This window comes from Johnsonella ignava ATCC 51276, from assembly GCF_000235445.1.
Lineage (GTDB): Bacteria > Bacillota > Clostridia > Lachnospirales > Lachnospiraceae > Johnsonella > Johnsonella ignava.
Map to the genome: position 1 here is coordinate 11,934 of NZ_JH378842.1, position 13,553 is coordinate 25,486.

Annotated in this window: 13 protein-coding genes and 2 pseudogenes; 1 reads left to right on the forward strand and 14 read right to left on the reverse strand. The window is 32.0% G+C overall.

Annotated features, from left to right (window positions below):
- Positions 1 to 360 (forward strand): IS3 family transposase (locus HMPREF9333_RS11285; RefSeq protein ID WP_207635729.1); only part of this gene is annotated, 360 nt, incomplete at its 5' end.
- Between the two features lie 54 nt (positions 361 to 414).
- Here HMPREF9333_RS11285 and HMPREF9333_RS11290 read toward each other — a convergent pair.
- The 14 genes and pseudogenes from HMPREF9333_RS11290 to HMPREF9333_RS11360 all read right to left on the reverse strand — a co-directional run.
- Positions 415 to 1,068 (reverse strand): annotated as a pseudogene (locus HMPREF9333_RS11290) (ABC transporter transmembrane domain-containing protein); the annotation flags it as partial.
- Between the two features lie 58 nt (positions 1,069 to 1,126).
- Positions 1,127 to 1,768, reverse strand: a complete 642-nt coding sequence (locus HMPREF9333_RS11295) for a TetR/AcrR family transcriptional regulator (protein WP_005542189.1) — start codon at positions 1,766 to 1,768, stop codon at positions 1,127 to 1,129.
- Positions 1,769 to 1,863: 95 nt separating this feature from the next.
- Positions 1,864 to 2,199 (reverse strand): annotated as a pseudogene (locus tag HMPREF9333_RS13605) (DUF4368 domain-containing protein); the annotation flags it as partial.
- Positions 2,190 to 2,816 (reverse strand): replication initiator protein A, encoded by a 627-nt coding sequence (locus tag HMPREF9333_RS13780; protein WP_040883067.1) that lies wholly within the window; start codon positions 2,814 to 2,816, stop codon positions 2,190 to 2,192. The gene HMPREF9333_RS13780 and the pseudogene HMPREF9333_RS13605, both read right to left, overlap by 10 nt.
- A gap of 89 nt (positions 2,817 to 2,905) precedes the next feature.
- Positions 2,906 to 3,187 (reverse strand): CD1845 family protein, encoded by a 282-nt coding sequence (locus HMPREF9333_RS11310; RefSeq protein ID WP_040883069.1) that lies wholly within the window; start codon positions 3,185 to 3,187, stop codon positions 2,906 to 2,908.
- Between the two features lie 18 nt (positions 3,188 to 3,205).
- Entirely contained in the window at positions 3,206 to 3,496 is a 291-nt protein-coding gene (locus HMPREF9333_RS11315) for a hypothetical protein (RefSeq protein WP_005542196.1), read from the reverse strand.
- The gene (locus HMPREF9333_RS11320; protein ID WP_005542198.1) at positions 3,483 to 5,276 is read right to left on the reverse strand and encodes a recombinase family protein; all 1,794 of its coding nucleotides are present in this window, start codon (positions 5,274 to 5,276) and stop codon (positions 3,483 to 3,485) included. The genes HMPREF9333_RS11315 and HMPREF9333_RS11320 overlap by 14 nt, the downstream gene beginning before the upstream one ends.
- Before the next feature lie 667 nt (positions 5,277 to 5,943).
- Positions 5,944 to 6,360, reverse strand: coding sequence for a sigma factor-like helix-turn-helix DNA-binding protein (locus HMPREF9333_RS11330; RefSeq protein WP_005542200.1), 417 nt, complete (start codon positions 6,358 to 6,360; stop codon positions 5,944 to 5,946).
- 240 nt (positions 6,361 to 6,600) lie between these two features.
- Entirely contained in the window at positions 6,601 to 8,337 is a 1,737-nt protein-coding gene (locus HMPREF9333_RS11335; RefSeq protein WP_005542202.1) for an ABC transporter ATP-binding protein, read from the reverse strand.
- The gene (locus HMPREF9333_RS11340) at positions 8,334 to 10,052 is read right to left on the reverse strand and encodes an ABC transporter ATP-binding protein (RefSeq protein ID WP_005542204.1); all 1,719 of its coding nucleotides are present in this window, start codon (positions 10,050 to 10,052) and stop codon (positions 8,334 to 8,336) included. The genes HMPREF9333_RS11335 and HMPREF9333_RS11340 overlap by 4 nt, the downstream gene beginning before the upstream one ends.
- A complete protein-coding gene (locus tag HMPREF9333_RS11345; protein ID WP_005542206.1) occupies positions 10,039 to 11,466 on the reverse strand; it encodes an ABC transporter ATP-binding protein in 1,428 nt (475 codons plus the stop codon). Before HMPREF9333_RS11345 ends, HMPREF9333_RS11340 begins: the two co-directional genes overlap by 14 nt.
- A 2-nt stretch (positions 11,467 to 11,468) precedes the next feature.
- Positions 11,469 to 12,137 carry an energy-coupling factor transporter transmembrane component T family protein gene (locus HMPREF9333_RS11350; RefSeq protein ID WP_005542209.1) on the reverse strand — a complete coding sequence of 223 codons (669 nt, stop codon included), beginning with the start codon at positions 12,135 to 12,137 and terminating at the stop codon, positions 11,469 to 11,471.
- Positions 12,138 to 12,749, reverse strand: coding sequence for an MptD family putative ECF transporter S component (locus HMPREF9333_RS11355; RefSeq protein WP_005542211.1), 612 nt, complete (start codon positions 12,747 to 12,749; stop codon positions 12,138 to 12,140). It abuts the gene before it with no gap.
- Between the two features lie 122 nt (positions 12,750 to 12,871).
- On the reverse strand, positions 12,872 to 13,492 hold the full coding sequence (locus HMPREF9333_RS11360) for a TetR/AcrR family transcriptional regulator (RefSeq protein WP_005542213.1): 621 nt from the start codon (positions 13,490 to 13,492) through the stop codon (positions 12,872 to 12,874).
- Positions 13,493 to 13,553: the final 61 nt, after the last annotated feature.

The following is a 13,553-nucleotide window of genomic DNA, read 5'->3' on the forward strand; positions in this document are numbered from 1 at the left end:
TTTAAAGCTGTAACTCAAAAATACAATCTGAACGGTGCTATTGTGCATTCTGACAGAGGAAGTCAGTACACTAGCGAAGCCTTTAAACTGGTTCTTGCTAATGCAGGAGTTAGTCAAAGTTTAAGCGGAGTCAATCATTGCTTTGATAACTCTAGGATGGAGAGCTTCTTCGCAACGCTCAAGAAGGAACTCCTTTACAGGATTCCAACCTATCGCATGAAAAGAGAAGAAGTAAAAACAATGATCTTCAGGTATGTATTTATATATTACAATCAAAAACGGATATATACATCAAACCCGGATGGACTTCCGCCGGTTATGTATAAGCAGTTGCTGGAGGTTCAACTTCTGGCAGCATAGGAACCATAAACAATTTAGTGAGTTTGAAGACTCTACTTATCTTGACAGTTCCAGATTAAAAGCTTTTATAACTTCAATTCCATTGATGTACTCAACCAAAGTACTATTCATATTATTTTGAGCTGTAGTATAAGTTTTACTTCTAAACTCATAATCTTTCATCATGCCTATATATCCAAGCATTCCTAAAGGAATAGTAAGTAACGAAGCCAACCCCATCCTATAATCCAAAGTAAAAATCAAAATTAAAAATAAAACAGGAGATACTATACTTGATGTTATCTCTGGCATAAAATGAGCCATTGAATCTTCTAGCTTCGACACTATATCTACGATTAAATTTTTAAATTTACCTATAGGCGTATCTATCATTACACCCATAGGTACTCTTAACATTTTTTCAGCTACTAAACTTCGTATATTTTTTAAAATATGAAATGTTGCTTTGTGTGAGGTTATTGTTGAGTATAATGTAAAAATTCCTTTTAAAATTTGTCCGAACAAAGCAATAAGTGTTAAATACAATACGGTTCTAAATGACACTTCAGATTGATATATTTTTTCTATCAACTTGGCAATCGCTAAAAATGGAATCATTCCAAACAGCTCCCCTATGGTCGCTAATAAAATTGATCTGTATAATTGTTTTTTCTCTCCACCGGCGTATTTAAGCAACTGTGAAATTGCATTTTTATTGTTACTTTTCAAGAAAACACCTCCTCCAAACAAATAGTTGATTAGTTATTACTAACTCTTTGATAAAAAATCATCTGTTATTTATCTTCATTAAGCCTTTCCAACCATAATATTGAAAAATAACAATACTTCTAATATATTCACTAACATTATCATGCGGTATATCATGAAGAACGCATTCGCATAAAGATGTAATATATCCTTTTGTAATAACATGAACTTCAAACTCTTTAATTTCTGTGTTGATTTGCTCCTGTTTAGCATCGAAATGAATAAGCTTCATGTTTTTAACTGTATATCTTTCAGTAATATCCTCAATAAAATTTTCCACTTGTGAGCCTTTGCTACACGCAAAAATCAACTTAAAATTATCAAAATGTGCATACATATAATCAACAAATAGCATTGTTTCTAAAAATAAATTTTCTATAATCACTTCATCATCGACTAAATCAAAGTCTATCTTAATAGTTTTATTTTCACTCTTTTTTTCAACATCAGAAACAACATTTAGCGTATAATTATATTCTTCTTCAATCAGAGCAAAAAATAATGCTTCCTTGTTTTTGAAATGACGATAAATTGCTCCAGTAGTTACTTTTGCTAATTTAGCAATTTCAGCCACCTGTGCATTTTCAAATCCTTTGCTTAAAAATTCCCCTTTAGCACATTCTAAAATTCTATTTTTTGTTATATCAGAGCAATAAGACATATAACTCTCCCCTCCCATTTTTTATTTTGATAATTAAATTATCTTAGATAATTATATTATCACTTTTTCGGTTTTTAGTCAATATATCACCAATCCTATAAATTATCATCTAAATCTTTTACCGGTATACCCACTCTTTTCAGAACCTTGATTTTCTCCTGTTTTTTCTCTTCTCTCCTCGCCTTATATCTTTCCTCATATTCTTTTTGCTTGCCGTTTTCTTTACGCTTGAGGTAGTTTTGATGAAGCCTGTCTTTTCTCTCCCGTTCTTTTTCTTCCTCCTCCCTTAATTTCTGCATTTCTTCTTCAGATAATTCTTCTTTCGGCGGTTCATAGTTGCCGATAAAGTTGAAGTAGATTTCGACTTTCTGATTGGCGGTTTGACTGCCTTTTCGATCTCGTTCGTGGACTAAGATTTTTTCTACAAACTGTAATTATCAAGCTGTGAGTTCATTATGATTTGTAAATCGGATATTTCTTCAGCAGCTAAAAATACATTTTGAAATGTTCCAAGTCCGTTTTCACCAAAACTATATTCTCTCTTACTATACTTACTCTTATTATTATCTATATAGTTACGGTCAACATTCTTTACCTCTTGAAGTTCATTTTCTTTACTTCTGAGGTCAACATCTTTTGCTTCTGAAGTAAAGTTTTTTGACTTCAGCAAGTCATTTTCTTTAACTTGAAATATACTCATAAAGTCTTTGACATAAATGATATTTGGTTTTCCAAGTCCAAGCCTTACTCTTTCAATAAGTCCGATTCCTTTTTTCACATCCAGTTCATCTAAAGTTTTTATGGCTGTTGGCTTTGAGATATTTCTTTTTCTCATAACTTCTTCAACTGTGAAATAAATAAATACTCTGCCATCTTTGTCTATCCAGTTATTCTTAAAGGACATTCCTGTTCCTTTAAGAAGCATAGAATAAAGGATAATTGCTTCGGCAGATAATCCCTTAAATTCTTCTCCATCAACCAATATCTCCGGAACTTTTAAGAAATTAAATCGTTCCGCTTCTCTGTTATAGAAATAGTCAAAGTCCATCGCTTCACCTCCTTTCCTTAAAATTTTACAAAGAAAAAGACGATAGTTTTTTTCTCTATCGTCTTTGGTAACCATTTTTATGAAATTTTTCAAATTGATTTTATTACTTCGTTTATACCTTTAAGAAAGGCTATAACTGTTGCTCCGACCATGGGTATTCCATATGGACTTAACAAAAATCCTAATACCAACGCCTCAATTCCAAGTGATATATCTTTTTGCATAAATGATCCTATTGCAGCAACGATACACATCAGCATCAAGAAATATAGAATAGTTGTTCCTATGCCGAGCAGGAATGTCAGAAATGCAGTGAGGATACTTAACAGCAAGCTAATTGGAAATAAGATTATTTTTAATATCCATCTCATAAATACCCTCCATTTCTATTAAATCACCTTAAAATGCCTTAACGCATCCAAGATAGCTTCCTCTTTTTCAGGCGTGCATTGTGGAATAACCTGTTTCTCTTTTTTTGATTTATTATAATGCTCCCTCAGTACAATTCCACATTTCTTTTTAATCTGTGCAATATAGAGTTTCGAAACCTTTAAATTAAATTTTTCCAATATATATTCCTTGATTTGTGCATAGGTTGCTTTACTTTCAGCACTTGTCAAATCAAGCTCATCCAGCTTAATTTCAACATCTATATGCTTATCAACATTAAGTTTGGACAATAATGCTACCGTCTCCACATGTGTTGTCTATTGAATAAGAACACAATTCATTAACCTCGTTGCTTGATTGAGGATACAATTTATCGCTGTCATTTTCCTCAGCAGCTTTTGCATTTTTTCTTCTGCTCTTGAATAATCGTCCATCTTGAGAGTCTTTTTTTCCTGTCTTATATATGATAGTAATCATTGCAGGATCAATTTCTCCATCATCATTAGTTCCACCGATTATGATTTTGTCTACTATACTTTCAAATACAGTTCTATCAAATTTTTCAAGATATTTATTTGACTCCAATAGCTTCTTAAATCCTTCAAGCCTTTTCTTTAATGCTTTTTCATCAGTTAGAGTTATCTCTAACGCTCTTTTTTCTTCAAGCAATTTTTCCTTACTGATAGATATTTCATTATATTTCTCTTGATATATGTCCATGCTGATTGATTCATTAAGCCTTAATTCAACAAGGTCTTTTTCTTTCTTCAGTATTTTATCAAGTTGATTACTAATTTTCTTCAAATCCTTTGATAAGCTATTATCTTTTAGTTCTTCTTCCACAGTTTTCAAGAATTCATTCGTGATTTCCACATTGTTATGACATACCTGACGATAGCTTTCCATAAATGCTTTTTCTATGGCTTCTTCCTCAATGCCTTTGCTGTGTGGGCAATACTTCTTTCCGTTTTTAGTGGCATTAACACATTGCCAAATTACTTTCTTATATTCAGAACTTGAGTGCCAATTTCTTCTTGAAAGTATATGACCGCAAAAACCACATTCAAGCATACTACTGAAAGCATATTTCCTTGAATACTTTTCTCTTTTACCACCATTGTTTGCAACTGTATTTCTGTTTTTTGCCCTTCTTAATCTGATTCCCTGCGCTTTTTCAAAATCTTCTTCTGAAATAATAGGCTCGTGATGATTTTCTATATAGAATTTATCTTGCTCTCCAAAGTTATCTAACCTTCTTTTTGAAATAGGATCAACCGTATAAGTTTTTCCCATTAGAAGATCGCCCTTGTATTTTTCATTCTTAATAATTCCCAAAACCGTAGTTTCAGTCCACCTCTTATATCCTCTTGGCGATAAATAACCTTGTTCTTCAAGCTCTCTGGAAATAACCATTCCGCCAACACCCTCAAGGTATCTTCTGAAAATATATCGTACAATCTCAGCCTCTTTTTCATTGATGGAAATACTCTTGGTTTTCGGGTCATAGTCATAACCTAAGCAACCTTGAAATCCGACCATTTCACCTCTTTCCATCTTCATTCTCAAGCCTTTTTTAACATTGGCTGAAATATTTTCTACTTCCTGTTGAGCAACTGAGCTTAAAATAGTTAAAAGCAACTCACCGTCCATTGTTAAGGTATTGATGTTTTCTTCTTCAAAAAATACCGCAACATTATATTCCTTGAGCTTTCTTACATATTTCAAAGTATCCAAAGTATTTCTTGCAAATCTTGATATGGATTTTGTAATCACCATATCTATATCGCCATTCATACAATCATTTATCAACCTTTGAAAATCAATTCTTCTATCAACCTGTGTACCTGTTATCGCTTCATCAGCATATATTCCCGCAAGTGTCCACTCATTGTTTTGCTTTATAAAATCTGTATAGTGTTCTACTTGAGAATTATAGCTGTTAATTTGATCTTCGGTATCTGTACTTACTCTGCAATAAGCTGCTACTCTCTTTATTGAGCGTTGAACACAACCTGATGCAGTTCTCTTCAGTGTGGTATCACCTTTAATAACTTTAACATCTTTTTTCACTGCATCCGCCTCCTTTTTGTATATTCCTATGCAGTTCTATTATACCACACTTACAAAACATTATAAATATAATTCTGTGGAGATATTATACTTTTTCATCAGCTTTAGTTTTATCTTTTTATATTCAATATCACTGAGCAAGTGCTTAGAAAGTAACATAGACAGCATAGATAATTGGAGGCTATATCTTAATAGTTCATTATTCATTCTAAATCCTCCTCATTTAAATTTATCTAAAGTTTAATGACATTAACGGGTGCTTAGGATCAGCAACATTGGAATCTCACCACCGCCCCTGTTAAGATGAGCCGGCTTTCACTAAAGAAGTATCATTATCATAACTTAGGTCATAGCTCACAAAGTTATCCTCATTCTTTGCTTTAAAAAATTTATTTGTCGCTCGTTTCCTTATATCCTTGTCTTTGACAGTATTCATTTAAACCGAATTTATTCAGCAGGAAAGTTATGGCGTAAAATTTCTTTCGCTCACTAAGTAATTAAAAGTCCCGTCATGGTCTATTCAGTTGTCAAAGAACAATTGCCTAATGGCTCTCAGAGAGAATTCCTTTTAAATATCTTGAACTACAATTCCTATCTTCTACAAAATTAAAGAGGACAGATCTCCCTTCACTTTTACAAGGAAAATCTGCCCTCATGCACAAGGCGATTACTTCATAAATTCTTCCAGTAGCACCCTTAATTTTTTAAGAATGCTATTTTTTCGCCATTGTATAGCCTGATAGCTCACTTTCTTACCTTTTGCTATACTCGATAGCGTTTCATCATTGAAGTACAAACGCTCTATGATGTCCCTTTCTTCATCATTTAGCCTTGATATAGCACTTCTGACTGCTTCAATCATCATCTGTGTTTCAACAATCTTTTCTACATCAACACTTTCATCAACAATATTGTCTATAAAGTGTCCATCATAATCCAATGACGAAAAAAATAGCAGGTGGTTTTTTCTGTCCACCTGCTCTAAATACTTTTCGTGTTCTCGTTCTCGCCAGTAGACTTTGTATATATCTTCACTGACTTTCACCTTTTGTCCTCGGACATAAAGGTAGTACTCTTTTGCCATAAAGTTTCCTCCATTCTTTTTTGTCTGCTTGTTTTTCAGGCAAAAAAAGGAGGACTTCTGCACATAGGCATAAGAAGTCCTCGAAAATGAAAGAAACTTGTTCTTTCTCTATATTTTAAAATTAATTTTTCATGATAATTACCAGTGCCAAAAAGGTCTATTGTTTTTTTCTATGTAAATACCAGACCCCCTATCGTGCATAGCAATTACCTCCATTATTTAATCCATTTTTTCTCCTTCTTAATTATTTAAGCTCCAGTTTTCCGACACGGATTTAGCATTTACAAAGTCTTTATAAATTCCACCTTGTCTCATCAATTCTTCATGTGTCCCACGCTGTTCAATACAGCCTTTATTCAAAACCAATATTTGATTTGCATTTCTAATCGTCTTTAACCTGTGTGCAATCATAATAACTGTTTTATTCTTGGTAAGTGACTCTATAGCCAGTTTTAATTTATCTTCATTTTCAGGATCAACGTTCGCCGTTGCTTCATCGAAAATAATAATAGGAGCATCTTTTAGCATCGCTCTTGCAATTGAAATTCTCTGCTTTTCACCACCTGATAATGAAGCCCCGCCTTCCCCTATTGAAGTATTATAACCTTGTGGAAGTGAAACTATAAAATCGTGGCATTGAGCTTTTTTAGCTGCATTGACTACTTCCTCTCTCGTTGCATTTTGATAACCAAACTTTATATTATTTTCAATAGTATCTTCAAATAAATATACATCTTGAAAAACCATAGAAATATTATCCATAAGATTTTCAATTGTATAATCTTTAATATTATTTCCACCTATTTTTATTTCGCCTTCGTTAACATCCCAAAATCTTGCAATTAGATTACATAATGTAGTTTTCCCCGAACCTGACATGCCGACAATAGCAGTCATCTCATTTTCTTTAATAATGCATGTAACATTATCTAAAACTCTTCTATTGTCATAAGAAAACCTTATATTGTTAATATCAATATTATGATTTTGTATCAAAGAACTTATATTGCCTTCATCAATATCGGGCATATGATTAACATATTCATATGAATCAATAGCATTCTCTGCAATTCGTAAAATTGCCATATTAGAACCCGCTCCAATTAATCCATCGAAAATCGTGAAGCTTGCAATCATCAGTACAACCGTATCTACAATACTCAAATTTCCAGAAAGATTTAATTTAATACAAAATAACAACATCACTACAATTGTCATTCCTATTACTATTCTTTGAGTTATGGTATACGGAATAATCATTTTTTCAAGCGACAGTGTAGTTTTGTAACTATCATCAATCGCATCGTTTAAACTTTTGTTATTTTCCCCACACAAATTGTAAGATTTAATAACCTGCATTCCTTGAATTGTTGATAGTACATTTTTAGTCAAACGTGTCTGAATATTAGACATATCGGCTGCATTTTTTCTTGAACGTTTTTCCATTAGAAAAGTAACAAATAAAAATACTATCATACCAATTAGTGCCACAAAACCTATTTCAAAATTTATGATGAATATTGACAAAACAAATATGAACGTATTTAAAAATCCTCCCAATACATTAACAAGCAATACTGGTATCCAAGACTCAATTTGTGTGAGATTTGTAGTTGCTAAAGTAGTTAACTTGCCTAAACTAAAATTATTGAAGAATCCCATTGGAACTCTTTTTATTTTTTCTCCCAACTCTATTCTTTTATTTGCTGCCATAAAATATCCCGCATGTGTTTGATTCATTTGAGATACATTTTGTGTGATAATCTTGCCTATTAAACTAATTATTAGTACTACTAATACTATAATAATATCCTTTTGCACAACATTTTGCTTGAACAAGCATTTCAACATATAATAGATTGCCACAAATTGAAATGCATTAAATACAGCATGAAAAAATGCTGCTACTATTGACCTCGTCAAATTATTTCTTTCCTTGCCGGAGAAGAACCAGATTTTTTTAAATACGCTTATCATTCTTCATCCTCCTTATTTGATGCCATACACATAGCACAATATAATTTTGACTTCTCTAAGAGTTCTTCATGTTTCCCACTGTTTTCAAGCATTCCATTATTAATTACAAATATTTTGTCGGCTCCTTTTATTGTGTTTAGCCTGTGAGCTATAACAATTAAAGTTTTTCCCTTTACTAATTTTGAAATAGCTGCTTGAATAATATTTTCATTCTCTGGATCTATGTATGATGTAGCCTCATCTAAAATTATAATTGGCGAATTTTTAAGCATTGCCCTAGCAATGGATATTCTTTGCTTTTCTCCTCCTGATAGATGTCCACCACCTTCTCCCACGATAGTATCGTAACCATGAGAAAGTTCTTTTATAAACCTGTCGCACCCCGCTTTAATTGCGATTTGCTCAACTTCGTCATCTGTTGCATTCGGATTGCCAAGTCTAATATTTTCTTTAACCGAAAAGTCAAACAGATAATTATCTTGTGACACATAAGATATTAATTTTGAAAGTTGTTTTAATGGAATATTATTTACGTCTATTCCACCAATTTTGATATGACCACTTTCAACATTCCAAAAGCCTGCTAAAAGTTTCGCTATTGTCGATTTACCACTTCCCGATTCACCCACTAATGCATTAAATGTTCCTTCATCAAATTTTAAATTTAAATTCTTAATTACTTGTTTTTTCCCATTGTATGAAAAACTAACATCTATAAATTCAACATTGAAGTTTTCAACTGTTTGTACAGTTGTCCCACATTTTAGTTTTTTTGAAGCCAAAAGGCTTTCCACTCCACTCGATATAGTCCCAATTCTAGCCAAATCATCTGTATAATTTAATGCTTTAAGTAGATTTGATACTGTAGCAAAAGATAGTATTACTATTGTTATCAATGTTTCTATTTCAATACTACCATTTTGGTAAAAAATCATTCCAAATGGTATAACTGTTAAAATTCCCATTGGCGATAGTATGCGACCAATAGAAACTCTTTTCATACATCTCCCCATCCAATCATAATAAAATTGTGCATTGTCATTGACAGAATCACTATATTTTTGATATGAAGTATTACTTTGATTAAAGGCTTTAATAACTTCAATACCACCAATATATTCAACCAATGCGTTATTCATTTTTTGACCTAAGACTACAGATTCCTTGTAATTTTTCGAATATTCTTCATTCATTACTGATTTCATAAAACTAATACCAACAATGAAAGGAATAAGGGACACCAAACCTAATCGCCAGTCCAAAGTAAGCATATATATTATAAGCAATACTGGTCCTACTACATTGGCTGTCATCTCTGGTAATATATGCGATAAAGTTGTTTCCATGCTGTCAACTTTATCGACAATTATGTCTTTCAAAGTTCCAGAACTAATACCAGTAATATCACCCAATGGCATTTCAAATAACTTATTTGAAATTTCCTTTCGTATATCCCTTAAAGATTGAAATGTTGCAGTATGAGAGATGGTTGTAGATATTCCTGCTGATATTTCTTTGATTAAAAACAGTCCTGTAATAATCAATAATTTATTTGAGTACAATTCCCAATTTGAATTCCCGTTAATTAACTCTGCTATAAGACTTGCAAGGATCATATATGAGATTAAGCCAGCTACTACACCCAAAATAGCGAACAAGATAGAAAAAGAGAATTGAATCTTTCGTTTTTTTATATACTGCCTAATTATATTCATATAACACTTTCTTCCCTTCTTTTATTTGTTTTCCCTCTTCCAAATATAGAAACTTATCACTTGTAGCTTCGGCCAAAAGTGAATCATGTGTAATAATAACTACTATTTTCCCCTTCTCAGAAAGAAGTTTTACCCACTTTATAATTGAGTGTAATCCATCGCCATCCATTCCACTTGTTGGCTCGTCTAATATATAAACATCTGCATCTGAACAATATGCTGCAGCTAATATTACTCTTTGTTTTTCTCCTCCTGACAATGATGCAGGATGTCTATCTTTTAGTTCGTTCAAACTAAAAGCATCCAAACTATCCACCATATCTTTTTTTAATTTTTCAGTTATTTTTTTACCAATTGAAATTTCACTTACAACGGAATCTGAATACAGTTGATAATCTGCATCTTGCATAACAAAATAGCAAAATTTATTTCTTAAATTTCTGTTTGCTACTTTTCCTCTATATTTGATTGATCCTCCGTTTTCTTTTAGTAGCCCACTTATAACTTTACACAAAGTAGTTTTTCCTGCTCCATTGTTTCCTAACAGTGAAACAACCTCCCCTTTATATAACTTTAGATTAATGTCATCAATTCCTAATTTTGTTTTCTTATAATGAAAGGATAACGATTCAATATCTAAAATTAAGTCGTTTGATTTTTTATTCTTAGTGTTTTTATTTATCGTTTTTGGTCTCAATCCAAGCTTTGATAAACTTTCATTATCAAGGCTTTCAAACTCTTCCTTTGACCAAACTTTCCTTAACATACCTCTATCAATATACAAAAATCTATTTACTACTTCATTGAACGGTTCAAGCCTATGCTCACTTATAATAATAGAGATCCCTCTATCTTTAATTTTTTTAATTATTTTTATTAAAACTTTGACTCCATCTTCATCTAAATTTGAGGTTGGCTCGTCGAGGATCAAAACTTTAGGTTGTAAAATTAAAGAAGATGCAAGTGCAACTTTTTGCTTTTGACCACTGGATAATTCATCTATATTTTTCGAAAGTAAACCTTCAATCCCAACAACCCCTACAATCTCATCAAGTTTTTGTCTTATTTCATGTGCAGAAAGTCCTATATTTTCTGCCACAAAACAAATCTCATCTTGAACACTATTCATAAAAAATTGGCTTCTTGGGTCTTGAAAAACAACACCAAATAAATTAGCACGTTCTTCTGAATCCAATTCAGCCGGAATTTGTCTATCTATTTCAACTTTTCCTTTCAGCTCTCCCTCATAAAAAACAGGAATCAAGCCACTGATAGTTCGTAAAATTGTGCTTTTCCCTGACCCTGATCTACCACAAAGTACAACACATTCTCCTGGTTTTATTGAAAAAGTAATATCTTTGATAGAAGAATCTCCATCACTATAAGAAAAAAATACATTCTGAAATTTTATCATCTTCACACTCCAAAATATATTAATCCTATTGCAGCTCCATATATGGCAAGTGCACATATATCCTTTAATCCAAAATACACTTCATATATGCACGTTCTTTTTTTATCCGCATTTAGTCCTCTTAATTCTGCGGTAGCCCCCAACTCATCTGATAATTTTATGCATCTAATGATTAGTGGTACCATAAAACACTCATATACCAAAAAAGGATTTCTCATAAAATCTTTCCAGTTGCTAAATAACCCCCTAGCTTTCATTCCATTTCTAATTGCTATATTTTCTTTACTTAATACCGGAAAAAATCTTATAAGAATGCAAATCATTACAATAATGGGCTTAGGAACTTTTATTTTCTGTAAACTTAACATAAGTTCACTTGAGTTTCCCACAATAATACATGTAACTACCATTACTAAAGGAATTGAACGTGCTAACATATTCAAAATAATGTACATTAAGGCTATCTTGTTCGCAAACAACCCAGCCAATATAACCATAGTCAGGTAAGTTATAACGAATTTAATAGCCTTATTATGTTCTTTTATATAAACTAAAAGTAGTGCATTTAGTGCAACACTCAAATGTATTTGAATGTTCTTGTTAAACAAGAACCAGAATATTGTTGATACTGCTAATAAGATAATATATGTTCTATTATCTAATTTTCTCATCTACACCAACTTTGCCTTTTCTATATGTTTTTTCATAAGTTTTTTTCCTACAATAAATCCTATAGCAGACAACACAATTGTTATCACTGCAATCAATAAAAGCATATCCCAAGAACCATAAAATCTAACCAATGTCTTTATGCCCTCTTCCGTATAACTTTCTTTTAGGCTATTTAAATATTGTTCTTTAAAGAAAAACATAGGAATTGCACTTCCAAGAGCATACAATGCCCAATATACCGAGTATGCGATACCATTTCTCTTTGGGTTTCTATAAGTGTCTTGTCCTATCATAATAATTTCGCATACAATACCTACTACAATCATTACTGGAAGAAACCATGGAGAACCCATTACAGTTATAAATAATCCTCCAAAAATTCCAGTAATCAAATACGTTCCTCTTTTCGCAACCTTATTTGACATTACTACGAACACTGGAGCGCAAAGCAATCCCATAATTCCTACATAAAATAAGTAATCAAACGCTGGTGTTGTCAGCATCATTGTGCACATTTTCGTAACAAACATTATTACAATTATCGCTATATTGAAAATAGATAATGTAATGATGTCCCTCATCTTCAATTTGTTTTGTTTTTCATTATTCATTTTTATCTCCTCCTAAATTTTACAGATTGAATATTAAATCCCAGTTTGCTCAATAGTGCAAAACCAGTTATGGTAACAGTGTATGCTAACACTGTTATCTTCTGGTCAAAAAAATATTTCTCTTAATATCCTCTAATATTTTCCCAGCCTCCTGAAAAAAAACAAGAAACAAGTCTCGCATTTTCTAACAGTTCTTGCTTATTTTCGGAATGCAATACAGCCTCAGTCAATGCTAAAAAATGAGCATGATTGATAATATGAAAGCCTTTATCACTAATCTTTTCTGAGGAAGTATCTGCTTCTAAAGAAATTTCTTGCATTTTAATTCTTGCATCATCCTCCATTCCTGTTAATTTTTCGAGAAAATTCTCATAAGATGTTCCGTATGACCCATTAATGATCAGAGAGTATATTTCTTTGTTATCAAACAAAAACATGGCAGTTTCAATTGTTCCTTCAACATGAACCTGAGCCACCTTCGCATTCTGTTTTGTCTTCACACTATCAATTGATGCTTTCTCATAATCGAAAAAATTTGAAATTATTTTATTTGCAACTGGTGAAACAATCGCTTCAAATAATTCATTTTTATCATTAAAATGACGATAAAAAGCTCCTGTGGTCACACATGCATCTTTACATATATCTCTTAAACTAGATTTTTCAAATCCGTACTCAATAAAATGCCTTTTTCCAAATTCTAGTATTTTTTCATGTGTATCAGCATAATTATTTCTAACCAACAGAATTCTCCTCCTTTCCCTTTTGATAACACTGTTATCAGTTTACCTTTATTTTTGCTTT

Excerpts from the sequence above, each read along its gene's own strand:
- HMPREF9333_RS11295 (WP_005542189.1), bottom strand. The coding sequence starts at position 1,768 with ATGTCTTATTGCTCTGATATAACAAAAAATAGAATTTTAGAATGTGCT.
- HMPREF9333_RS11350 (WP_005542209.1), bottom strand. The coding sequence starts at position 12,137 with ATGAGAAAATTAGATAATAGAACATATATTATCTTATTAGCAGTATCA.
- HMPREF9333_RS11355 (WP_005542211.1), bottom strand. The coding sequence starts at position 12,749 with ATGAATAATGAAAAACAAAACAAATTGAAGATGAGGGACATCATTACA.
- HMPREF9333_RS11330 (WP_005542200.1), bottom strand. The coding sequence starts at position 6,360 with ATGGCAAAAGAGTACTACCTTTATGTCCGAGGACAAAAGGTGAAAGTC.
- HMPREF9333_RS11340 (WP_005542204.1), bottom strand. The coding sequence starts at position 10,052 with ATGAATATAATTAGGCAGTATATAAAAAAACGAAAGATTCAATTCTCT.
- HMPREF9333_RS11345 (WP_005542206.1), bottom strand. The coding sequence starts at position 11,466 with ATGATAAAATTTCAGAATGTATTTTTTTCTTATAGTGATGGAGATTCT.
- HMPREF9333_RS11335 (WP_005542202.1), bottom strand. The coding sequence starts at position 8,337 with ATGATAAGCGTATTTAAAAAAATCTGGTTCTTCTCCGGCAAGGAAAGA.
- HMPREF9333_RS11310 (WP_040883069.1), bottom strand. The coding sequence starts at position 3,187 with ATGAGATGGATATTAAAAATAATCTTATTTCCAATTAGCTTGCTGTTA.
- HMPREF9333_RS13780 (WP_040883067.1), bottom strand. The coding sequence starts at position 2,816 with ATGGACTTTGACTATTTCTATAACAGAGAAGCGGAACGATTTAATTTC.